Origin of the sequence: Salmonella bongori NCTC 12419, assembly GCF_000252995.1 — a bacterium.
Classification (GTDB): domain Bacteria; phylum Pseudomonadota; class Gammaproteobacteria; order Enterobacterales; family Enterobacteriaceae; genus Salmonella; species Salmonella bongori.
The window spans coordinates 3,334,473-3,357,479 of sequence record NC_015761.1; the positions used below are offsets into that span (position 1 = coordinate 3,334,473).

Genomic DNA, 23,007 nt, shown 5'->3' on the forward strand with positions numbered 1-23,007 from the left:
TCAGAATCTCAGAATGACATCATAGTTGCCAAGCTCCCGGCGTAACGCCACGGGTTCAAGGGGCGTGGCGTCTACCACAAAATTAACGTTCTCCAGACCACGCTCGCGCAGCGATGCCGCGCAGATCCAGCATTGATCAATATCGTACAAATCAAAGAGCTTGAAAGTAGCAATATAGTCACGCGCCAGCACAGCGTCTGGTTTTTGTCCTGGTAATAACTGAAAGACGCCGTCGCTGATAAAAAAGACGCCTAGCGCTTCCGTTAGCGCTGACGTCGCCAGCAGCGCATCCAGCCCTTCACGACCAGAGGCGCTACCGTGCGGCGCGGTGGAAAAGACAAATGCAATACGTTTCATTAAAACTGCACCACCCGATCGCAGGTGAGAGATGCCTCCGCCAACGCGCCCAGTCCGCTTAGCGTAAAGCCCGGCTGAAGATTAGCGGACGGCAGACCCAACCTGAGCGCTTCGGTTTCATCAACAATACCGCGACGAAGCGCCGCCGCCACGCAGATGTTCAGCACCACGCCATATTGCGTGTTTAGTTGCTGCCAGGCGCGTACCAAATCGTATTCATCGCTGGCCGGCGAGGTCAGGAGATTAGCGTTATAAACGCCTTCACGATAAAAAAATACGCTGGCCAACTCATGCCCCTCATTGAGCAGCGCGTGGGCGAACTGCAATGCGCTGCTGGCCAGCTGGGTACCATATGCCGGCCCGGTGACCATAATGGCATAACGCATTACTTATCCTGCCCCTGAAAATCGCCACTTTTGAACTGGCGAATATAGAGGTAAACCGTATGCTTTGAAATATTGAGACGATCGGCCACCTGATTAATCGCGTCTTTAATATCAAAAATACCTTTTTCATAGAGGTTAAGGACAATCTGACGATTTTTCGCATTGTTAGAGACATTACGATCGGCATTCACCTCTTCAATAGTGAACTCCAGCGTCTGCGTGACTAAATCTTCTACCGAGGAGGCAAAATTAACCGCCGAGCCAACTTCCGGCGTTTCCGGTGGAATAAAAGTGTTCATGATTTGCGAAAATGGCACATCAAGATTCATGTTAATACACAGTAGACCAATGACGCGATGCTCGCGATTGCGAATGGCAATTGTCAACGACTTCATCAAGACACCGCTTTTCGCGCGTGTGAAATAGCATTTCGACACGCTGCTGTCCGCCCCCGTCATATCGTGCAACATGCGCAACGCGAGGTCGGTAATCGGCGAGCCAATCTTACGGCCCGTATGTTCACCATTGGCGATACGAATGGCCGAACATTTTAGATCCTGCAAAGAGTGCAATACGATTTCACAATGGGAACCTATAAGCATCGCTAACCCGTCCACTACCGCTTCGTAGGATTTCAGAATATCGAAGTCGGTTTGATCGAAGGGACGCTGATCCAGTAAATCAAGTTCACTGGTTTCGTTGGTTAAAAGCGACCTGGACATGAAAAAAAACACTCCTTTTCAGGAGCCTGTCGTTATGTTTTCAGGGCAGGCTCATTATTTACGCGGATGATTAAATTAATACAGTGAGGGTTCCTCTTTCCAGTACTAATTTACTCGTCATATTTCAGGCTACGTGCGTATTGGCGGTCTTTCAGCCTACAGTCTCGCCCTTAACGACCAGCGCAAACGCCGTTATCCTGAAAATCAAATTACGCTGAGTAATATATCCGGCCTGCATAAAAAAAACCGCCGCTATAACAAGCGGCGGTTCTCAATTTTTATTTTTTAGCAGCATCTGCGGCTTTAGCGTCAGCCGCGTCAGCAGGTTTGGCATCCGCTTTCGGCGCTGGTTTGATATCCAGCAGTTCTACGTCGAAGACCAGAGTGGAATTCGCCGGGATACCCGGAACACCGGTTTTACCGTAGGCCAGCGCTGGCGGAATAACCAGCTTAATTTTGCCGCCTTTCTTGATGTTTTTCAGACCTTCTGTCCAACCAGGGATAACGCCATCCAGACGGAAGGAGAGCGGCTCGCCGCGGGTGTAAGAGTTATCGAACTCTTTACCGTCGATCAGCGTACCTTTGTAGTTCACTACAACAGTATCGCTATCTTTCGGCGCTTCGCCAGTCCCTTCTTTTTCTACCTTGTAGAGTAGACCGGTTTTAGAGGTCTTCACGCCTTTCTCTTTAGCAAAAGCGTCGCGGAAAGTTTTGCCTTTTGCTTCGTTATCAGCAGCGTCTTTTTCCATTTTCGCCTGAGCGGCGGTCTTCACGCGTGCTTCAAAAGCCTGCAAAGTCTGTTCGATTTCCTGATCAGACAGTTTGCTCTTATCGGCGAATGCATCCTGAACGCCAGCAATTAGCTGATCTTTGTCCAGTTTGATTCCCAGTTTTTCCTGCTCTTTAAGCGAATTTTCCATATAACGACCCAGCGAAGCGCCCAGCGCATAAGCCGCTTTTTGATCGTCATTTTTAAATGCTGCTTTGCTATCAGCGGTAGCTGCCGGTTTTGCTGCCTCGGCAGCAAAAGTGATCGGAGCGTGCATAGCAACGGCCATCGTAGTCGCCAGCAGCGTGGCTTTAAACAGTGATTTCATCCATATCTCCAGGGCCGGGGCATCTCGCCCCATGTTAACTTACCTAAGAAGCGTACTATAAATCGTTGTAGAACAAATCAACATACGAACACGCCCTATTATCACTTCTTTTCAGACTCTTTTTGTTTAAATTAGTTTCGTCGGGTGCGTAATGGTTGCTGTGCAACCCGACAAAGTTAAGTAGAATCCGCCGACGGAGACAACAAAAGAGGTACATCATGCAGGATATCACGATGGAAGCTCGTCTGGCTGAGCTGGAAAGCCGTCTGGCGTTCCAGGAGATTACCATAGAAGAACTAAACCTGACGGTAACCGCACATGAAATGGAGATGGCGAAGCTACGCGATCATCTGCGTTTGCTCACCGAAAAGCTAAAAGCCAGCCAGCCGTCAAACATCGCCTCTCCGGCGGAAGAAACACCGCCGCCGCATTATTGAGACGAAAAAAAAGCGGGATTAACCCGCTTTTTTTGTACCCGATGATTTATCGAACCGATGATAATACCCCAAGGATTTCGAGTCACAGCAAGGCGGCAAGCTTGAAAATTCCCCGGGAGCATAGATAACTATGTGACCGGGGTTTGAAAGCGTAGCCAACACCGCTGTGGCTTGAAAGACGTCGGGGATTAGTGGCAACCGCAGCCACCGTGGCCTTTACCGCCGCCGCAGCAGCCTTCACCGCCGTGCTCGTGACCGTGGTCATGACCGTGACCGCCGCAGCAACCGTCGTGGTCATGATCGTGGTGATGGTCATGCGCGCCGTGAACGTGGCCATGAGCCAGCTCTTCTTCGGTCGCTTCACGAATCGCCACTACTTCAACATTGAATTTCAGATTCTGGCCAGCCAGCATGTGGTTACCGTCAACCACTACGTGGTCATCTTCCACTTCGGTAATCTCTACCGGTACCGGGCCCTGATCGGTTTCCGCCAGGAAACGCATACCTACTTGCAGTTCATCAACGCCCATGAAGACGTCTTTAGGCACGCGCTGCACCAGGTTTTCGTCATACTGACCGTAAGCGTCGTTTGCGCCAACAGCAACATCGAATTTATCGCCAACTTCATGGCCTTCCAGCGCGGTTTCCAGGCCAGAGATCAGGGAGCCGTGGCCGTGCAGGTAGTCCAGCGGCGCACTCACCGGAGACTCATCAACCAACACACCGTCTTCTGTACGTACCTGATAGGCCAGGCTGACCACCAGGTCTTTTGCTACTTTCATGATATCTCCTGAGCATGGGAAGAATAGTGGCGCAGATTGTAGCGGAATTCTGCAGCCGTGTACCCTTTAGCTTAAAAAAACCTGCGGTATATCGCTAGTCCGGATGAAAAATCCCGATCACTTGCTCTTCTTTACGAACATGCTCGCGAACCTCTTTATCCGCCTCCCGCATTTGATGTCCGCACTTAACGCATTCAACAATATCGACATTATTTTCACGCCACATCGCCATGGTATCCTGACCCTGACAGGCCGGGCATTTCGCACCTGCAATAAAACGTTTACGGATTGCCATTGTTATCCTCTACTCAAATTCATCCCAGCCATCCAACTGGCGCCGTTCCTGCTGCATTTCGCGCTGGAAAATCTCTTCCAGCTCGCGCCGGGCCTCTCTGGCACGCGAAATTTGCACCGTGTCGGTGTGAACCGGGATAAGTTCCCGCAGCATGCGCATATCCAGACGACGGAAATGTAACTGCGCCCGCAGGGCCTGATGAGGATGCATCCCCAGCGACACCAGCGTTTTTCGCCCCAGCTCCAGCGCGCTGGAAAAGGTCTCGCGGGAAAACTGCGTCACCCCAGCCTGTAATAACTCATGCGCCTCTACTCGACCGCGCGCTCGCGCAAGAATATGCAGATGCGGAAAATGCTGCTGGCACAACTCCACCAGAGTCATCGTGTCTTCCGGTTCATTACAGGTGATCACTATCGACTCTGCCGCCTCCGCGCCTGCCGAGCGCAGGAGTTCGACCTGTGTGGCATCGCCGTAATACACTTTATAGCCGTATTTTCGCATCAGATTAACGGCGCCGATATCGCGTTCCAACACGGTGATACGCATCTTATTCGCCATTAGCAACCGGCCAATCACCTGTCCAAAACGACCAAATCCCACGATGATCACCTGCGGTTTATCATCTTCAACCCACGGTTTTTCAGCATCGTCTTCCGGGCCATTAATTCGGCGCGATAACCATTTATCAATGCCTTTCATCAGTAACGGTGTGGTCATCATTGATAAGGTCACGGTCACCAATAATAACGCCATCTGATCGCCCTGAAACAGGCGTTGGGAAGAGGCAGTAGAAAAGAGCACAAAGGCGAACTCTCCTCCCTGACTGAGCACGCCGGCAAACTGCATCCGCTCAGAGCTTCTTATGCCATAGAGCCGCGCCAGCAAATATAACACCGCAATCTTTATCGCCACCAGAATGATGACGCTCGCCGCCACCCACAGCAAATGGGTATAAAGTACGCCAAGATTCAACGCCATGCCGACAGAGATAAAGAACAGCCCCAGCAGTAACCCTTTAAACGGATCGATAGCATTTTCCAGCTCATGCCGATATTCGCTTTCTGCCAACAAAACCCCTGCAATAAATGTTCCCAGCGCCATTGACAGCCCTAGCGCGTCCATAAATAAGGCGGCGCCCAATACCAGTAGCAGCGTGGCGGCGGTAAACACCTCGCGCACGCCTGACGAGGCGATAAAACGAAACACCGGACGCAACAGGTAACGACCGCCAACTAACATCCCGGAAAAGGCTAATACCTTCATTCCCACTTTGAACCAGTCAAAATACTCGTCGGCAGATCCCGCTAATAATGGCACCAACGCCAGCGCGGGAATCACCGCGAGATCCTGAAATAGCAAGACTGAAAAACCCAGTTGCCCGGCTTCGCTGCGATTCATCCCCTTTTCGCGCATTAACTGCAGAGCCATCGCCGTCGACGACATCGCGAGGCCGATCCCACCAACCACCGCCGCCTGCCATAAGAAATCAGCAAGCATCAGTAGCCCCGCCAACACCGCCGCGCTTAGCAGCACCTGCGCGACGCCGACACCGAAGATAGAACGCCGTAGTTGCCAAAGTCGGGAGGGATTCAGTTCCAGGCCAATGATAAACATCAGAAACACGACGCCCAGTTCAGAAAAATGCAGGATCTCGTCGACATCGCTGATAAATCCCAACCCCCACGGACCAATGGCGATCCCCGCCAGCAAATATCCCAGCACCGCGCCGATGCCAAGCCGGGCCGCCAGCGGCACTACCGCGACCGCCGCGAAGAGAAATAACACGCCCGCCATCAACAAATCAGAGCTTTCCATCAATGGCCTCCCGCAGTGACAGGATTGGCCAGCCACTCGCCATAGGCTTTCGCATGACTGGCCAGCGCCTGCGGTGACTGCCGACGCGCCCAATACACAATAATAGGCGTCATCCAGTGCATCCGACACATGGCCGAGGTCAGTTCAAAGGGACGCAGTACATCACTCATCGGATAGCGGTTCAGCGCATCATACCGATAAGCGCTCTCCGGCTCACCGGTGGTGATTACGCTACGCCAGTATTTTCCCGCCAGTTGGTTTCCTCCCGGCCCGCTGGCGAACCCCCGGCTCAAAACGCGGTCAAACCATTCTTTCAGTAAAGCCGGACAGCTATAGGTGTAAAGGGGATGTTGAAAGACAATGACCTCGTGCGCGCGCAAAAGCGCTTGCTCATAAGGCGTATCGATAAAAAAATCAGGATAGTGCGCATAAAGATCGTGCACCGTCACATTGCTGCACTGCATAGCCGGCTTAAGCAGTACCCGATTAGCAACCGAGTCCTGTGATTCCGGATGGGCATACAACAGCAAGACTTTTGCTGGCTGAGACATCATCCCCCTCCCGGTTATTTTAGATAGATACGCTTCATTCTTCAGGCTGCTTCTACGTTGATGACGTTTGTTCCCCCCAGTCACGTACTCTATGTACGCGCCCGGGATTAATGAGAGATAACCTTGTCCCTCACTAAAGGCCGCCTGAAGGATTTTGTGTATCATTGTTGTTTTGGGCTACCATTGCGCCCCAGCACGGCAAAACAACCGCGCTCTACATTATCATAATGATAAATTAACATAGTCTGAACATACGGCGCCTTATGATTGTTTTTTCTTCGTTACAAATTCGTCGCGGCGTGCGCGTCCTGCTGGACAATGCCTCGGCCACCATCAATCCAGGCCAGAAAGTGGGTCTGGTGGGTAAAAACGGCTGCGGTAAATCGACTCTGCTGGCATTGCTGAAAAATGAAATCAGCGCCGATGCCGGGAATTTTACTGTACCCGGAACCTGGCAATTAGCGTGGGTTAATCAGGAAACGCCCGCATTGCCTCAACCCGCGATTGAGTATGTGATTGACGGCGACCGTGAGTACCGTCACCTGGAAGCGCAGCTCAATGACGCCAACGAACGTAACGACGGACATGCTATCGCCGCCATACATGGCAAGCTGGACGCTATCGACGCCTGGACCGTTCGCTCCCGCGCCGCCAGCCTACTTCACGGTCTCGGCTTCTCTAACGATCAGCTAGACCGTCCGGTCAGCGATTTTTCTGGCGGCTGGCGGATGCGCCTTAACCTGGCACAGGCGCTGATTTGCCGTTCCGATCTCCTGTTGCTCGACGAACCAACCAACCACCTTGATCTCGATGCCGTGATTTGGCTGGAAAAATGGCTGAAGAGTTATCCAGGGACTCTGATTCTGATCTCACACGATCGCGATTTTCTCGACCCGATAGTGGATAAAATTATCCATATCGAACAGCAGACTCTGTTCGAGTACACCGGTAACTACAGTGCGTTTGAAGTACAGCGTGCCACGCGTCTGGCGCAGCAACAGGCGATGTATGAAAGTCAGCAGGAGCGCGTGGCGCATCTGCAAAGTTATATAGACCGTTTCCGCGCCAAAGCAACAAAAGCGAAGCAGGCACAAAGTCGTATCAAAATGCTGGAGCGCATGGAGCTTATCGCCCCGGCCCACGTGGATAACCCGTTCCATTTCAGCTTCCGTACGCCGGAAAGCCTGCCTAACCCACTGCTGAAGATGGAAAAAGTCAGCGCTGGCTATGGTGATCGCATTATTCTGGACGCTATCAAGCTGAACCTGGTCCCCGGCTCGCGCATTGGTCTGCTGGGGCGTAACGGCGCGGGTAAATCAACGTTAATCAAATTACTGGCGGGCGAACTGGCATCGGCCAGTGGGGAAATTGGCCTCGCTAAAGGCATTAAGCTGGGCTACTTCGCCCAGCATCAACTGGAGTATTTACGCGCCGATGAGTCGCCGTTGCAGCATATGGCGCGTCTGGCGCCGCAGGAGTTCGAACAGAAGTTGCGTGATTATCTTGGCGGTTTTGGTTTCCAGGGCGACAAGGTGACGGAAGAGACGCGGCGTTTCTCTGGCGGCGAGAAAGCGCGTCTGGTACTGGCGCTGATTGTCTGGCAGCGACCGAACCTGTTGCTGCTTGATGAACCCACCAACCACCTTGATCTCGACATGCGGCAGGCGCTGACCGAAGCGCTCATTGATTTCGAAGGCGCTCTGGTGGTCGTCTCGCACGACCGTCATCTGATTCGCTCTACTACCGACGACCTCTATCTGGTACACGATAAAAAAGTCGAACCGTTCGATGGCGATTTAGAGGATTATCAGCAGTGGCTGAGCGACGTCCAAAAACAGGAAAGCCAGAGCGACAACGAACCAAAAGAGAACGCGAACAGCGCGCAGGCGCGTAAAGATCAGAAGCGTCGTGAGGCGGAACTGCGCACTCTGACACAACCGTTACGTAAAGAGATCGCTCGTCTGGAAAAAGAGATGGAGAAGCTCAACGCCCAGTTAGCGCAGGCAGAAGAGAAGCTTGGCGACAGCAGCCTGTACGACCCGAGCCGCAAAGCGGAGATGACCGAGTGTCTGCAATTGCAGGCCAGCGTCAAATCCGGGCTGGAGGAGTGCGAGATGGCATGGCTTGAAGCGCAGGAGCAGCTTGAACAGATGCTACAAGAGCGCTAATTTCACTGGCAGGCTTTGCGTATGTAAAGCCTGCTATCCGCTTTTTAGCGGCTAAGGTTGCCGTGATTTATTTTCGTCAGCGCATCATTCACGCCAAATAATTTAAACGTCACCTCATCAACGCCGAGATTTTTCAAACGCGCTGAGTGTTTTTTCATGTAGGCCAGTGCGGTTTCTTCAGATTCAAATAAATAAATACCGCCCGCCTGCTGATTTTGCTCGCTTTCCGTCCAGATCTTCCAGATAAAGCCCGGCTCCTCATTAATTGACTCGGCCAGCCCGAGCAGCTGCCGGGTCATCTCCTCGCCAAACGGGCCGCTAAAGTTAAAATGGATCTGTAAAAGTGTCTTTGACATGTCCTCTCCTTCAGTCACATAACCACCGTACTGCCACACTACCACGATTAATTCAGCCTATGTATGTATTCACGCCATTTCTGTAGGGGATTGCGCACGTATTGATTACCGCCCGGCCTGGCGAAACGCTGTGCAACTTTCGTCCCCCCCTTGCTCAATTGCACCTAAAATCACATATTGACTAATCTGTGAACCTTATGCGCGGTATAGTATTGCTTCCAATATTCAATTGTTCTGGTGCTATGGTTGAGATCACGCCTACAGAAATGACCCCGACTGCCGATGACTCGCATGAATTTATTCCCATGCGCGGTATTCGTAATCGCCATTTACAGACTATGCTTCCGCGTTTGATCCGTCGCAAAGTGAGGTTCAGTGCCCACTGGCAACGGCTGGAATTACCGGACGGCGACTTTGTCGATCTGGCCTGGAGTGAAGATCCAGGCCAGGCGAAGCATAAACCGCGACTGGTCGTCTTTCACGGTCTGGAAGGCAGCCTGAACAGCCCCTATGCTCATGGTCTCATTGAGGCGGCGCAGAAACGCGGCTGGCTGGGCGTGGTGATGCATTTTCGTGGCTGTAGCGGTGAACCAAACCGGCTGAATCGCATCTACCATTCCGGCGAAACGGAAGACGGCGCCTGGTTTCTACGTTGGCTGCAGCGTGAGTTTGGCGCCGTTCCGACAGCCGCCGTAGGCTATTCGCTCGGAGGGAATATGCTGGCGTGCCTGTTGGCGAAAGAAGGCCGTGATATTCCCATCGATGCTGCGGTAATTGTTTCAGCGCCCTTTGTGCTTGAGGCCTGTAGCTATCACATGGAAAAAGGGTTTTCTCGCGTTTATCAACGCTATTTACTCAATCTGTTAAAAGCTAATGCATCACGCAAACTGGCGGCGTATCCGGGGTCGCTACCGGTAAATCTGGCGCAGTTGAAGTCAATGCGCCGCATTCGCGAGTTTGACGATTTGATCACCGCGAAAATTCATGGTTTTGCCGACGCCATCGACTACTATCGTCAGTGTAGCGCTATGCCGTTGCTTAGCCAGATTGCCAAACCAACGCTGATTATTCATGCCAAAGACGATCCGTTCATGGATCATCATGTGATCCCGAATACAGAAGATCTTCCCCCGCACGTGGAGTATCAGCTTACCGAGCACGGCGGACACGTGGGATTTATCAGCGGTACACCGCTGCGTCCCGAAATGTGGCTGGAACGCCGAATTCCTGACTGGCTGACAACATATCTGGAGGCGTCATAATGATTATTCCCTGGCAGGAACTCTCCCCTGACACTCTGGATAATTTGATTGAAAGCTTTGTGTTGCGCGAAGGCACGGATTATGGTGAACATGAACGTTCGCTTGAACAAAAAGTCGCTGATGTAAAACGTCAACTGCAATCTGGCGAGGCCGTTCTGGTATGGTCTGAATTGCATGAAACGGTCAATATTATGCCGAAAAAGCAGTTTCGCGAATAAAACGGCTTTGACGGTAATACATTATAATTAAACCTACATCATGGAGTTACCATGTCTGCCAAACATCCGGTGATCGCAGTAACAGGGTCAAGCGGCGCGGGGACCACCACCACCAGCCTCGCGTTTCGTAAAATTTTCGCGCAGTTAAATCTGCATGCCGCCGAGGTGGAAGGCGACAGTTTTCATCGTTACACCCGCCCGGAAATGGACATGGCGATCCGCAAAGCGCGTGACGCCGGACGGCATATCAGCTATTTCGGGCCTGAAGCCAATGATTTCAGCCTGCTGGAACGCACCTTCATTGAGTACGGGCAGACGGGAAAAGGCCAGTCACGTAAATACCTGCATACCTATGATGAAGCCGTACCGTGGAACCAGGTTCCCGGCACGTTTACGCCCTGGCAGCCGCTTCCTGAACCTACCGATGTCCTGTTTTATGAAGGGTTGCACGGCGGCGTCGTGACCCCGCAGCATGATGTCGCATGTCATGTTGATCTCCTGGTTGGCGTAGTACCTATTGTCAACCTGGAGTGGATTCAAAAATTGATTCGCGACACCAGCGAGCGCGGGCACTCTCGTGAGGCGGTGATGGATTCCGTGGTTCGATCCATGGACGACTACATCAATTACATTACGCCGCAGTTTTCACGTACCCATATTAACTTTCAGCGCGTACCGACCGTCGACACGTCAAATCCGTTCTCCGCAAAAGGCATTCCATCGCTGGATGAAAGTTTTGTGGTGATTCATTTCCGTAATCTGGAAGGGATCGATTTCCCCTGGCTGCTGGCGATGCTCCAGGGCTCGTTCATTTCTCATATTAATACCTTAGTGGTGCCGGGCGGCAAAATGGGACTGGCGATGGAGCTGATTATGTTGCCGCTGGTGCAGCGCTTAATGGAAGGCAAAAAAATCGAATAAAGTCAGTTTTTGCCGGATGCGCAACGCCATCCGGCAACGATAATTACGCCGCAATCACTTCATAAGAATGGGTAATATTGACTGCTTTTTCCAGCATCAGCGCCACCGAGCAGTATTTTTCGGCGGAAAGATCGACCGCACGGGCAACGGCAGCCTCTTTCAGCGAGCGGCCGGTAACGATGAAATGCAAATTAATATGCGTGAACAGCCTCGGCGCCTCTTCCCGGCGCTCAGAGGTCAGCTTCACTTCGCAGTTGGTGACATCCTGACGGCCCTTCTGCAGGATCGATACGACATCAATAGCGCTACATCCGCCTGCCGCCATCAAGACCATCTCCATCGGACTCGGCGCTTTGTCACCGGAGTTACCATCCATTAAAATCTGGTGGCCGGAGGAGGACTCACCAAGGAAAGTTAGTCCTTCAACCCACTTTACACGCGCTTGCATATTCGTAACTCCAATGTTTCAATTTTCCTGAAAGATTACGCGCATACGACAAAACTCGCAATGGAAGGCGACCTGGGTCATGCTGAAGCGAGACACCAGGAGACACACGGCGAAAGCTATGCTAAAACAGACAAGATGCTACAGTAATACATTGACGTACTGCATGTATGCAGAGGACATCACATTACAGGCTACAGTCTATTTTCGTAGCCCTCTTCCCAGGTAGCGGGAAGCATATTTTTGCAACCCCAGAGACAGTGCCTTTTCTGGCTCTGGAGACAGCTTATAACAGAGGATAACCGCGCATGGTGCTTGGCAAACCGCAAACAGACCCGACTCTTGAATGGTTCTTGTCTCATTGCCACATTCATAAGTACCCGTCAAAGAGCACGCTGATTCACCAGGGTGAAAAAGCAGAAACGCTGTACTACATCGTTAAAGGCTCCGTGGCAGTGCTGATCAAAGATGAGGAAGGGAAAGAAATGATTCTTTCTTATCTGAATCAGGGTGATTTTATTGGTGAATTGGGCCTGTTTGAAGAAGGCCAGGAACGCAGCGCCTGGGTACGTGCAAAAACCGCATGTGAAGTCGCTGAAATTTCCTACAAAAAATTTCGCCAATTAATCCAGGTAAACCCGGATATTCTGATGCGCCTCTCTTCCCAGATGGCTCGTCGCTTACAAGTCACCTCAGAAAAAGTAGGTAACCTCGCCTTCCTCGATGTCACAGGGCGGATCGCGCAGACGCTGCTGAATCTGGCGAAACAGCCCGATGCCATGACGCACCCGGACGGGATGCAGATCAAAATCACCCGTCAGGAAATTGGTCAGATCGTCGGCTGTTCCCGCGAAACCGTTGGCCGTATTTTGAAGATGCTGGAAGATCAAAACCTGATCTCCGCACATGGCAAGACCATCGTCGTCTACGGTACCCGTTAATTCCGTCAGAATGGCGCGTGTTACCATGCGCCATTTTTGTTTGCATCGATGTGGCGAAGACTGATTTATCACCCAGAGATTAATTACGCACTACGGCAAACGCTGGTGCTGTGCCTGCCTGTGGCTGTCGGTTTATTAATCGGCCAGTTGCACCTGGGATTACTCTTTTCTCTTGTTCCCGCCTGCTGCAATATTGCAGGCCTGGATACACCGCACAAACGCTTTTTTAAGCGTCTGATTATTGGCGCGTCGCTGTTCGCCGGATGCAGTCTGGCAACACAGCTCTTGCTGGCGGAGTCTGTCCCCCTGCCATTGATTCTGACCGGGCTCACGCTGGTACTTGGCGTGACGGCGGAAATTAGTCCGCTTCATGCGCGGCTACTGCCAGCATCACTGATTGCCGCCATCTTTACCCTGAGCCTTGCTGGATACATGCCGGTCTGGGAGCCGTTGCTTATTTATGCGCTGGGCACGTTATGGTATGGCGTATTTAACTGGTTGTGGTTCTGGCTATGGCGCGAACAGCCGCTACGCGAGTCGTTAAGTTTGTTATATCGTGAACTGGCCGATTACTGCGAAGCAAAATATAGCCTGCTTACCCAACATATTGACCCGGAAAAAGCGCTACCTCCCTTGCTGGTTCGCCAGCAAAAAGCGGTGGATCTGATTACTCAGTGTTACCAACAAATGCATATGCTTTCGGCGCACAATAATCACGATTACAAGCGCCTGTTGCGGGCTTTTCAGGAAGCAATGGATTTGCAGGAACACATTTCCGTCAGCCTGCATCAACCGGAGGAGGTGCAGAAACTGGTAGAACGTAGCCATGCAGAAGAGGTCATTCGCTGGAATGCGCAAACGGTCGCCGCCCGCCTGCGTGTGCTGGCTGATGACATCCTTTATCATCGCCTGCCAACACGCTTCTCCATGGAAAAACAGATTGGCGCGCTGGAAAAGATAGCCAATCAACATCCTGAAAACCCGGTAGGCCAGTTCTGTTATTGGCACTTCAGCCGAATTGCCCGCGTATTGCGAACCCAGCGCCCGCTTTACGCTCGCGATCTGATGGCTGATAAACAACGTCGCCTGCCGCTGCTTCCGGCGCTAAAAAATTATTTGTCGCTTAAATCGCCGGCGCTACGCAACGCTGGACGCATCAGTGTGATGATGAGTATCGCCAGCCTGATGGGGAGCGCGTTGCACCTACCCAAACCGTACTGGATCCTGATGACGGTATTGTTTGTTACCCAAAACGGTTATGGCGCGACACGCGTACGTATATTACACCGTTCAGTCGGAACGCTGGTCGGCCTGGTGATTGCCGGCGTCACGCTGCACTTACACATTCCCGAAAGCATTACACTGACGGTCATGCTGGTACTGACACTGGCAAGCTATCTGATTATTCGTAAAAACTACGGCTGGGCGACGGTTGGCTTTACGGTGACGGCGGTATACACCATCCAGTTGCTGACGTTAAACGGCGAGCAGTTCATTGTGCCGCGCTTTATCGATACGCTTATTGGCTGTCTCATCGCCTTTGGCGGCATGGTCTGGCTATGGCCGCAATGGCAAAGCGGGCTATTACGTAAAAACGCCCATGATGCGCTGGAGGCCGATCAAGAAGCTATCCGGCTGATCCTCAGTAATGATCCGCAGGCAACCCCGCTCGCTTATCAAAGAATGCGGGTCAACCAGGCGCATAATACATTATTCAACTCATTAAATCAGGCCATGCAGGAACCAGGATTCAACACCCATTATTTGTCGGATATGAAGCTGTGGGTGACACATAGCCAGTTTATCGTGGAGCATATCAATGCCATGACGACGCTGGCGCGGGAGCATACCATGCTGACGCCGGATCTGGCGCAGCGCTATCTGGAATCATGCGAGATTGCGATTCAACGTTGCCAGCAGCGACTGGAGTACGACGGGCCAGGCAGCTCTGGCGACGTCAATATTCTGGAGTCGCCGGAAATGCCGTCACAGGGCTTATTGAGCACTCTGGAGCAGCACTTACAGCGCATCATTGGTCATCTGAACACCATGCACACCATTTCGTCAATGGCCTGGCGTCAGCGGCCACATCACGGAATATGGTTAAGCCGCCGGTTGCGGGATAGCACAACACTTAAATCGTAGGTCGGACAAAATGCTCGCGCCGCCATCCGGCGATTCGTAATCAGGCAACCACTTTCGCTACCGCCTGCGCAAAGCGCTGCATCCCTTCATCAATATCCGCTTCTTCCACCACCAATGACGGCGCAATACGTATCACGTCAGGCCCGGCATTGAGCACCATCACTCCAGCCTCGGCGCCTGCGTACAGAAAATCACGAGCCCGGCCTTTATACTCCGTCTTCAGTTCCGCGCCAATTAACAGTCCCATACCGCGAATATCACTGAAAATAGCAAATTGCTCGTCAAGAGCCTGCAAATGTTGCACAAACCGCTGCCGTTTAGCCTGAACGCCTTTCAGCACTTCCGGTGTATTAATAATATCAAACGCCGCGCCAGCAACCGCACAGGCTAACGGATTTCCGCCATAGGTTGAGCCGTGGGAACCGACATGGAAGGCCGAGGCAATCTCCTGAGTGGTCAGCATGGCGCTCACTGGAAAACCACCGCCTAACGCTTTAGCGCTGGTGAGGATATCCGGCGTGACGCCATAGTGCATATAGGCAAACAGCGAGCCGGTGCGCCCCATTCCGCACTGTACTTCATCAAACACCAACAACGCCTGATGACGATCGCACAACTCACGCAGCCCCTGTAGAAACGCCGGCGTTGCGGCGGTCACGCCTCCTTCGCCCTGAATCGGCTCGACGACTACTGCACAAGTATGATCGTCCATGACAGCGTCTACCGCATGAAGATCGTTGAAGGGAACGTGAATGATGTCGGCGGGTTTCGGACCAAAACCGTCAGAATATTTCGGTTGCCCCCCGACAGAGACAGTAAACAAGGAACGGCCATGAAAGGCGTTATGGAAGGCAATGATTTTCGTTTTGAACGGGCTATGGCGCACGCAGGCATAATGACGCGCCAGCTTAAAAGCGGTTTCGTTCGCTTCAGTGCCGGAGTTCATAAACAGTACGCGCTCGGCAAAAGTAGTGTCAATCAGCTTACGACCCAGGCAAAGAGCCGGTTCATTAGTAAAAACGTTACTGGTATGCCACAAGGTTTCCCCCTGAGACTTAAGCGCCTCAACCAATGCCGGATGGCAGTGGCCCAGCGCCGTTACCGCAATACCACCGGCAAAATCGATATACTCTTTGCCCTGCTGGTCCCATACGCGGCTGCCTTTACCCTTGACCGGAATAAAATCTGCCGGTGCATACACAGGCAGAATCACTTCATCAAAAGTTGCGCGCGTAATAGCCGTTTGTTCAGTTGCCATATTATTACCACCCGGTTAAGCAGAAATTTCAGTGAAATTATAATCACAAAATATGAATAAAAAATCACTCAATGACAACCATTAATCAACGTTGAAGAAAATTTTCCAGTAACGCGTGTCCCTGTTCGCTAAGAATACTTTCCGGATGAAACTGTACGCCTTCCAGATCCCACTGGCGATGGCGAATCCCCATGATCTCCTGCGTTTCGCTCCAGGCCGTGATCTCAAAGCAAGCAGGCAGCGTAACAGGATCGACAATCAGCGAGTGGTAACGTGTCACAGTTAATGGACTGGGCACCCCCTGAAACACGCCCTGACCATTATGCGCAATGGGCGATGTTTTGCCGTGCATCACTTTCGCTGCCCGCACCACCGACGCGCCAAAGGCCTGCGCTATCGCCTGATGACCAAGGCAAACGCCCAGCATCGGAATACGTCCGGCATAATGGCGTATTACCGCCAGAGAGATACCGGCCTCATCTGGCGTACAGGGTCCGGGAGAGATAACGATTTTTTGCGGACTCAGGGCGTCAATCTGCGTCAGCGTCAACGCATCATTGCGTCTGACCTGCACTTCCGCGCCCAGTTCACAAAAATACTGGTAGAGGTTCCATGTAAAGGAATCATAGTTGTCAATAAGCAGGATCATGGCGGCTCCGGAACAAAAGAACCGCGCTATTTTACTCCGTTTCGCGCGCTTCGCTTACCGCTTTCTGAAAAATCGACTGCAAGGCGGAGAGATCACCCATCGCGCCGCTTTGGTTCGCCTGACTCCACGTGTCAACTGCAATGCCTTGCCAACTCAGCGCGTAGCCGGCATGGAGCGCCAGTTGTTCAAAGAAAATGCGTTGCGCCAACCCACTACCCAGACGGAACGGGTGGAGTACGTTAATTTCACAATAGTAATGCGCCAGCCGCTCGACAAACTTTTCATGTGGCAGACCGACCAGGTAGCCCTCCGCTTCCAGATCCTGCATCAGAGCATTACCCTCTTTTTCGATATAGGCAAAGTGGCAAAAACGAGTATCTCCCTGGTAGATATCCATTTCCCGCAGTTGCCCTGCCCAGTCGAAAATATCCTGATAAAGCTGGCGATGAATCGCGCACAGATGGGGCAAACCGCGTACCAGCGGTCCCAGTTCAATCGTGGCGGCGCGCAGCGCAGTCATTTCATATGCCGCTTGCGCCAGTCGCTGGGCCTGATGAATCCCCAGCCGATTACGCATCACATCCAGCCCTGGGTAGAGATACGGATCACGCCCTGCGCCAAATTTATCGCTCATAGTGCCTCCGGAGTTCGTCAAGACGCACCAGCGCTTCTTCGGCGGTCAGGGTCACTAAGGGGCTTTCAACACCTTCGAGACGGCGGCTCTGCTGAAAATTAACATTGCGCCGCTGTTCCCAAAAGCGTGACTTTTGTTTATCGGTAAGTTTCTTCACCTGGCCTCCCTGAATATGCCTGTACTTGCCACAAGTATAAGCAGCAATTTCAGGTTACGCTGAGACAAGGAGAAAATGCGGGCGACTCGCACCCGCACAGACATATTTTACGGCAGGACTTTTGCGGAAAGGATAACGATAGGTTTTGTCGGCACATTCTGATAAGGCCCGACATCGTGCGTCTGCACCTGCGAGATTTTATCGGCGACATCCATTCCTTTTACTACTTTACCAAATACCGCATAGCCAAAGTCGCGCTGGCCGTGGTCAAGAAAGGCATTATCCGCAACGTTAATAAAGAACTGGCTGGTGGCGCTGTCTTTATCTGCGGTACGCGCCATCGCAATCGTGCCGCGAGTATTACGCAGACCGTTATCAGCTTCATTCTTAATTGGCGGATTCGGTTTCTTCTGCTGCATCTGCTCGTTAAAACCGCCGCCCTGAATCATAAAGCCAGGAATTACACGATGAAACGTGGTGTTGTTATAGAAACCGCTGTTGACGTAATCGACAAAGTTTTTCACAGAAACCGGCGCTTTTTGGCTATTCAGTTCCAGCTCAATATTCCCGGCGGAGGTGGTTAACAGCACATGAGGATCACCTTTTGCCGCCAACGCTGCGGGAGAAAGAGCAGAGAGCGCGAAAACAGCTGCGACAGCCGCCAGAGTCGATTTGAGCATGAAATTTCCTTAACGAGAGCAGAAATAAAGCAAGTGAAGTGATTCTAAAGAGCCTTCCAGGGTCAGGCCAGCCCTTTACCTAATTTTACGTATCTGAAACAAATGTAACGTCAGAACGCTACGACGCATTCGCAATATAACGTGATCAGAATCACATTAAAAAATGTAACGATTGCTACGTTTGCTAATAATTATTTAAATGCGTCACTAAAGCGCCTAAAATCTGCCCGCTTAACGCGCCTTCCACGCGCTTCACTTCGACTCAAGGCCAGACATGACTAACAGCAATCGCATTAAGCTCACATGGATCAGCTTTCTTTCCTACGCCCTGACCGGGGCGCTGGTGATTGTCACCGGGATGGTGATGGGAAACATTGCAGACTATTTTCACCTGCCTGTTTCCAGTATGAGTAACACTTTTACTTTTCTGAATGCCGGGATTTTGATCTCGATTTTCCTCAATGCCTGGCTGATGGAGATCGTCCCGCTGAAAACGCAACTGCGCTTTGGCTTTGTGCTGATGGTCCTGGCCGTCGCTGGCCTGATGCTCAGCCATAGTCTGGCGCTGTTCTCTGCGGCAATGTTTGTGCTGGGGCTGGTGAGCGGGATCACCATGTCGATTGGCACCTTCCTGATTACGCAACTGTATGAAGGACGTCAGCGTGGTTCCCGCCTGCTGTTTACCGACTCCTTCTTCAGCATGGCGGGGATGATTTTCCCGATGGTCGCCGCCTTCCTGCTGGCGCGCAGCATTGAATGGTACTGGGTTTATGCCTGCATTGGCCTGGTTTATCTGGCCATCTTCATTCTGAGCTTCGGCTGCGAGTTCCCGGCACTGGGTAAACATGCGCCTGCCAGCAAAACCCCGGCAGTCAAAGAAAAATGGGGCATCGGCGTGTTGTTTCTCTCCGTCGCCGCGCTGTGTTACATCCTCGGTCAGCTGGGTTTTATCTCCTGGGTGCCGGAATACGCCAAAGGTCTCGGTATGAGCCTGAATGATGCCGGGGCGCTGGTCAGCGATTTCTGGATGTCCTATATGTTCGGCATGTGGGCGTTCAGCTTTATCCTACGCTTTTTTGATCTGCAACGTATCCTGACGGTGCTGGCGGGGATGGCGGCTGTGCTGATGTATCTGTTTATTACCGGTACTCAGGCGCATATGCCGTGGTTTATTTTGACCCTGGGTTTCTTCTCCAGCGCGATATATACCTCCATCATTACGCTGGGATCACAGCAAACAAAAGTGGCCTCGCCTAAGCTGGTCAACTTTATTCTGACCTGCGGTACTATCGGTACCATGCTGACCTTTGTGGTCACCGGACCGATTGTGGCGCATAGCGGCCCGCAGGCGGCGCTCCTCACCGCTAACGGCCTGTATGCGGTGGTATTTGTGATGTGCTTTGCGTTGGGCTTTGTGTCCCGTCATCGCCAGCATAGCGCACCGGCTGCACATTGATAATGATTGCCGGATGGCGACACGATGCGTCTTATCCGGCCTACGGTTGACAAGTATGGGCCGGATAAGGCGAAACCGCCATCCGGCTTTTTCTGTGCTTCCCCCTCCTACCTTTGATGTCGATCGTAACATCTTTAGAGGTAGTACTTTTTCGTCAAAACCCCTTCGTTTTGTATGTTATTTGCACAAACCTGAAAAACCTGACAATTCCACTACTTATAAAAATCCTGACAAATCAGCCATATACCTATTAAGGGGTATATAAAGGTGAATTTGATTTACATCAATAAGCGGGGTTGCTGAATCGTTAAGGTAGGCGGTAATAGAAAAGAAATCGAGGCAAAAATGAGCAAAGTCAGACTCGCTATTATCGGTAATGGTATGGTCGGCCACCGCTTTATTGAGGATCTCCTTGATAAATCCGACGCTAGCCTGTTCGACATTACCGTGTTCTGTGAAGAACCCCGTAAAGCCTATGACCGTGTCCACCTGTCATCCTACTTCTCTCACCACACCGCGGAAGAGCTCTCTCTGGTGCGTGAAGGATTTTACGAGAAGCACGGCGTGAAGGTACTGGTTGGCGAACGCGCAATTACCATTAACCGTCAGGAGAAAGTGATTCACTCCAGCGCGGGTCGTACCGTTTATTATGACAAGCTGATCATGGCGACCGGCTCTTATCCGTGGATCCCGCCGATTAAAGGCTCCGAAACCCAGGATTGCTTCGTTTACCGTACCATTGAAGACCTCAACGCTATCGAAGCCTGCGCCCGTCGCAGCAAGCGCGGGGCGGTGGTCGGCGGCGGTCTGCTGGGGCTGGAAGCCGCTGGCGCGCTGAAAAACCTCGGCGTGGAAACGCACGTTATTGAATTTGCGCCAATGCTGATGGCAGAACAGCTGGATCAGATGGGCGGCGAACAGTTGCGCCGTAAAATCGAAAGCATGGGCGTGCGCGTGCACACCAGCAAAAATACCCAGGAAATCGTTCAGGCAGGCAACGAATCGCGTAAAACGATGCGTTTTGCCGACGGTAGCGAGCTGGAAGTCGATTTCATCGTCTTCTCTACCGGTATTCGCCCCCGCGACAAGCTGGCGACCCAGTGCGGTCTGGCCGTCGCGCAGCGCGGCGGGATCGTGATTAACGACACCTGCCAGACCTCTGACCCGGATATCTACGCTATCGGCGAGTGCGCCAGTTGGAACAACCGCGTTTACGGTCTGGTCGCACCAGGCTATAAAATGGCCCAGGTCGCCGTTGACCACATCCTCGGCAGCGTGAACGCCTTTGAAGGGGCGGACCTGAGCGCCAAGCTGAAGCTGCTCGGCGTTGACGTCGGCGGGATTGGCGACGCGCATGGCCGCACGCCCGGCGCACGTAGCTATGTTTACCTCGACGAAAGCAAAGAAGTCTACAAACGCCTGATCGTAAGCAAAGATAACAAAACCCTGCTCGGCGCGGTGCTGGTCGGCGATACCAGCGACTACGGCAACCTGCTGCAACTGGTGCTAAACGCTATCGAACTGCCGGAAAACCCGGACTCATTGATTCTGCCAGCACACGCGGGCAGCGGCAAACCGTCTATCGGCGTAGATAAACTGCCGGAAAGCGCGCAGATTTGTTCCTGCTTCGACGTCACCAAAGGCGACCTGATCGCCGCCATCAATAAAGGCTGCCATACCGTGGCGGCGCTGAAAGCAGAAACCAAAGCCGGTACCGGCTGCGGCGGCTGTATCCCACTGGTGACCCAGGTACTTAACGCAGAGCTGGCGAAGCAAGGTATCGAAGTCAACAACAACCTGTGCGAGCACTTTGCTTATTCTCGCCAGGAATTGTTCCACTTGATCCGCGTCGAAGGCATCAAAACTTTTGAGGAGCTACTGGCGAAACACGGTAAAGGCTACGGCTGCGAAGTGTGTAAGCCGACCGTCGGCTCGCTGCTGGCGTCGTGCTGGAACGAATACATCCTTAAGCCGCAGCACACGCCGCTACAGGATACCAACGATAACTTCCTGGCGAATATTCAGAAAGATGGTACCTACTCGGTGATCCCGCGCTCGGCGGGCGGTGAAATTACGCCGGAAGGTCTGGTGGCCGTGGGTCGTATCGCCCGCGAGTTTAACCTGTACACCAAAATTACCGGCTCTCAACGTATCGGCCTGTTTGGCGCGCAAAAAGATGATCTGCCGGAAATCTGGCGTCAACTGATTGAAGCGGGCTTCGAAACTGGCCATGCGTACGCCAAAGCGCTACGGATGGCGAAAACCTGCGTTGGTAGCACCTGGTGCCGCTATGGGGTTGGCGATAGCGTGGGCTTCGGCGTTGAGCTGGAAAACCGCTATAAAGGCATCCGTACCCCGCACAAAATGAAGTTTGGCGTCTCCGGCTGTACCCGTGAATGCGCGGAGGCGCAGGGTAAGGACGTAGGTATCATCGCTACCGAAAAAGGCTGGAACCTGTACGTGTGCGGTAACGGCGGGATGAAACCTCGCCACGCAGATCTGCTGGCCGCCGATCTTGACCGTGAAACGCTGATCAAATACCTCGACCGTTTCATGATGTTCTACATCCGTACCGCCGACAAACTGACCCGTACCGCGCCGTGGTTAGATAACCTGGAAGGCGGCATTGATTATCTGAAGTCGGTCATTATCGATGACAAGCTGGGCCTGAACGCTCATCTGGAAGAAGAGATGGCGCGTCTGCGTGAAGCGGTTATCTGCGAGTGGACCGAAACGGTGAATACGCCGTCCGCACAGGTTCGTTTCAAACACTTTATCAACAGCGATCAACGTGACCCGAACGTGCAGATGGTTCCTGAGCGCGAGCAGCATCGTCCGGCCACGCCGTATGAACGTATTCCGGTAACTCTGGTGGAGGAAAACGCATGAGCCAGTGGAAAGACATCTGCAAAGTCGATGACATCCTGCCCGAAACCGGCGTTTGCGCGCTATTAGGCGACGAGCAGGTCGCGATTTTCCGCCCGTATCACAGCGATCAGGTGTTTGCGATCAGCAACATCGACCCATTCTTTGCGTCGAGCGTGCTGTCGCGCGGCCTGATTGCCGAGCATCAGGGCGAACTGTGGGTAGCGAGCCCCCTGAAAAAACAGCGTTTTCGCCTGAGCGACGGCCTGTGCATGGAAGATGAACAGTTCTCCGTGAAACATTATGAAGCCCGCGTGAAAGACGGCATCGTGCAGTTACGCGGTTAATAATTTTTTGGGAGGCATAACGCCTCCCCTTTTTTGTATTTTTTTCATTTTAATTGTTATCAC

25 protein-coding genes are annotated in these 23,007 nt (G+C 52.4%); 10 read left to right on the top strand and 15 right to left on the bottom strand.

Annotated elements, in window-relative coordinates:
* The 4 genes from tusC to fkpA all read right to left on the bottom strand — a co-directional run bounded on the left by tusC (position 1) and on the right by fkpA (position 2,562).
* Entirely contained in the window at positions 1-357 is a 357-nt protein-coding gene (gene tusC, locus SBG_RS15890; RefSeq protein ID WP_000820705.1) for a sulfurtransferase complex subunit TusC, read from the bottom strand.
* Positions 357-743 (bottom strand): sulfurtransferase complex subunit TusD, encoded by a 387-nt coding sequence (gene tusD / locus SBG_RS15895; RefSeq protein ID WP_001268008.1) that lies wholly within the window; start codon positions 741-743, stop codon positions 357-359. The genes tusC and tusD overlap by 1 nt, the downstream gene beginning before the upstream one ends.
* On the bottom strand, positions 743-1,465 hold the full coding sequence (locus SBG_RS15900; protein ID WP_000091462.1) for a helix-turn-helix transcriptional regulator: 723 nt from the start codon (positions 1,463-1,465) through the stop codon (positions 743-745). Before SBG_RS15900 ends, tusD begins: the two co-directional genes overlap by 1 nt.
* 278 nt (positions 1,466-1,743) lie before the next feature.
* Positions 1,744-2,562 (bottom strand): FKBP-type peptidyl-prolyl cis-trans isomerase, encoded by an 819-nt coding sequence (gene fkpA / locus SBG_RS15905; RefSeq protein WP_000838231.1) that lies wholly within the window; start codon positions 2,560-2,562, stop codon positions 1,744-1,746.
* Positions 2,563-2,780: 218 nt separating this feature from the next.
* Here fkpA and SBG_RS15910 point away from each other — a divergent pair, with 218 nt between their 5' ends.
* On the top strand, positions 2,781-2,999 hold the full coding sequence (locus SBG_RS15910; protein WP_001152699.1) for a protein SlyX: 219 nt from the start codon (positions 2,781-2,783) through the stop codon (positions 2,997-2,999).
* A 188-nt stretch (positions 3,000-3,187) separates the two neighbouring features.
* Here SBG_RS15910 and slyD read toward each other — a convergent pair whose 3' ends face one another.
* The 4 genes from slyD to kefG form a co-directional block, all read right to left on the bottom strand.
* On the bottom strand, positions 3,188-3,781 hold the full coding sequence (gene slyD, locus SBG_RS15915) for a peptidylprolyl isomerase (RefSeq protein WP_000861340.1): 594 nt from the start codon (positions 3,779-3,781) through the stop codon (positions 3,188-3,190).
* A 94-nt stretch (positions 3,782-3,875) separates the two neighbouring features.
* Positions 3,876-4,076: a YheV family putative zinc ribbon protein gene (locus tag SBG_RS15920; protein ID WP_001007738.1), complete on the bottom strand. Its 201-nt coding sequence runs from the start codon at positions 4,074-4,076 to the stop codon at positions 3,876-3,878.
* 9 nt (positions 4,077-4,085) lie between these two features.
* Positions 4,086-5,891 (bottom strand): glutathione-regulated potassium-efflux system protein KefB, encoded by a 1,806-nt coding sequence (kefB, locus tag SBG_RS15925; RefSeq protein WP_000445920.1) that lies wholly within the window; start codon positions 5,889-5,891, stop codon positions 4,086-4,088.
* Complete coding sequence (gene kefG, locus SBG_RS15930; protein WP_015703037.1) at positions 5,891-6,442, bottom strand: glutathione-regulated potassium-efflux system ancillary protein KefG; 552 nt, start codon at positions 6,440-6,442, stop codon at positions 5,891-5,893. The genes kefB and kefG overlap by 1 nt, the downstream gene beginning before the upstream one ends.
* A 263-nt stretch (positions 6,443-6,705) precedes the next feature.
* On the opposite strand from kefG, the gene SBG_RS15935 reads away from it, so the two are divergent.
* Complete coding sequence (locus tag SBG_RS15935) at positions 6,706-8,610, top strand: ABC transporter ATP-binding protein (RefSeq protein ID WP_000634750.1); 1,905 nt, start codon at positions 6,706-6,708, stop codon at positions 8,608-8,610.
* A 44-nt stretch (positions 8,611-8,654) separates the two neighbouring features.
* On the opposite strand, the gene SBG_RS15940 is transcribed toward SBG_RS15935, so the two are convergent.
* The gene (locus tag SBG_RS15940; protein WP_000047692.1) at positions 8,655-8,966 is read right to left on the bottom strand and encodes a monooxygenase; all 312 of its coding nucleotides are present in this window, start codon (positions 8,964-8,966) and stop codon (positions 8,655-8,657) included.
* 197 nt (positions 8,967-9,163) lie between these two features.
* On the opposite strand from SBG_RS15940, the gene SBG_RS15945 reads away from it, so the two are divergent.
* The 3 genes from SBG_RS15945 to SBG_RS15955 are packed head-to-tail and all read left to right on the top strand — an operon-like array spanning position 9,164 to position 11,367.
* Positions 9,164-10,228 (top strand): hydrolase, encoded by a 1,065-nt coding sequence (locus SBG_RS15945; RefSeq protein WP_001214119.1) that lies wholly within the window; start codon positions 9,164-9,166, stop codon positions 10,226-10,228.
* Positions 10,228-10,446, top strand: coding sequence for a YheU family protein (locus tag SBG_RS15950; RefSeq protein ID WP_000586565.1), 219 nt, complete (start codon positions 10,228-10,230; stop codon positions 10,444-10,446). Before SBG_RS15945 ends, SBG_RS15950 begins: the two co-directional genes overlap by 1 nt.
* Positions 10,447-10,497: 51 nt before the next feature.
* A complete protein-coding gene (locus tag SBG_RS15955; RefSeq protein WP_001274692.1) occupies positions 10,498-11,367 on the top strand; it encodes a phosphoribulokinase in 870 nt (289 codons plus the stop codon).
* A 43-nt stretch (positions 11,368-11,410) separates the two neighbouring features.
* Here the strand turns inward: SBG_RS15955 and SBG_RS15960 are convergent, their stop codons facing one another.
* On the bottom strand, positions 11,411-11,815 hold the full coding sequence (locus SBG_RS15960) for an OsmC family protein (RefSeq protein WP_001148914.1): 405 nt from the start codon (positions 11,813-11,815) through the stop codon (positions 11,411-11,413).
* A 305-nt stretch (positions 11,816-12,120) separates the two neighbouring features.
* Between SBG_RS15960 and crp the strand changes: the two genes are divergently transcribed.
* Positions 12,121-12,753 (top strand): cAMP-activated global transcriptional regulator CRP, encoded by a 633-nt coding sequence (gene crp, locus SBG_RS15965; protein ID WP_000242758.1) that lies wholly within the window; start codon positions 12,121-12,123, stop codon positions 12,751-12,753.
* A gap of 48 nt (positions 12,754-12,801) precedes the next feature.
* Positions 12,802-14,898, top strand: coding sequence for a YccS/YhfK family putative transporter (locus SBG_RS15970; RefSeq protein ID WP_000269304.1), 2,097 nt, complete (start codon positions 12,802-12,804; stop codon positions 14,896-14,898).
* Between the two features lie 40 nt (positions 14,899-14,938).
* Here the strand turns inward: SBG_RS15970 and argD are convergent, their stop codons facing one another.
* The 5 genes from argD to ppiA form a co-directional block, all read right to left on the bottom strand.
* Complete coding sequence (gene argD, locus SBG_RS15975; RefSeq protein WP_000190018.1) at positions 14,939-16,156, bottom strand: bifunctional acetylornithine/succinyldiaminopimelate transaminase; 1,218 nt, start codon at positions 16,154-16,156, stop codon at positions 14,939-14,941.
* Positions 16,157-16,241: 85 nt separating this feature from the next.
* Positions 16,242-16,805: an aminodeoxychorismate synthase component 2 gene (pabA, locus tag SBG_RS15980; protein ID WP_000601885.1), complete on the bottom strand. Its 564-nt coding sequence runs from the start codon at positions 16,803-16,805 to the stop codon at positions 16,242-16,244.
* 31 nt (positions 16,806-16,836) lie between these two features.
* Positions 16,837-17,439, bottom strand: coding sequence for a putative adenosine monophosphate-protein transferase Fic (locus SBG_RS15985; RefSeq protein WP_001280610.1), 603 nt, complete (start codon positions 17,437-17,439; stop codon positions 16,837-16,839).
* Entirely contained in the window at positions 17,429-17,596 is a 168-nt protein-coding gene (locus SBG_RS15990) for a YhfG family protein (RefSeq protein ID WP_000736850.1), read from the bottom strand. Before SBG_RS15990 ends, SBG_RS15985 begins: the two co-directional genes overlap by 11 nt.
* Positions 17,597-17,703: 107 nt before the next feature.
* The gene (ppiA, locus tag SBG_RS15995; RefSeq protein WP_000920479.1) at positions 17,704-18,276 is read right to left on the bottom strand and encodes a peptidylprolyl isomerase A; all 573 of its coding nucleotides are present in this window, start codon (positions 18,274-18,276) and stop codon (positions 17,704-17,706) included.
* A 274-nt stretch (positions 18,277-18,550) separates the two neighbouring features.
* On the opposite strand from ppiA, the gene tsgA reads away from it, so the two are divergent.
* The 3 genes from tsgA (at position 18,551) to nirD (ending at position 22,944) form a co-directional block, all read left to right on the top strand.
* Complete coding sequence (gene tsgA, locus SBG_RS16000; RefSeq protein WP_000185222.1) at positions 18,551-19,732, top strand: MFS transporter TsgA; 1,182 nt, start codon at positions 18,551-18,553, stop codon at positions 19,730-19,732.
* Between the two features lie 345 nt (positions 19,733-20,077).
* Positions 20,078-22,621 carry an NADPH-nitrite reductase large subunit gene (nirB, locus tag SBG_RS16005; protein ID WP_000049239.1) on the top strand — a complete coding sequence of 848 codons (2,544 nt, stop codon included), beginning with the start codon at positions 20,078-20,080 and terminating at the stop codon, positions 22,619-22,621.
* Positions 22,618-22,944, top strand: coding sequence for a nitrite reductase small subunit NirD (gene nirD / locus SBG_RS16010; RefSeq protein ID WP_000084767.1), 327 nt, complete (start codon positions 22,618-22,620; stop codon positions 22,942-22,944). The genes nirB and nirD overlap by 4 nt, the downstream gene beginning before the upstream one ends.
* Positions 22,945-23,007: the final 63 nt, after the last annotated feature.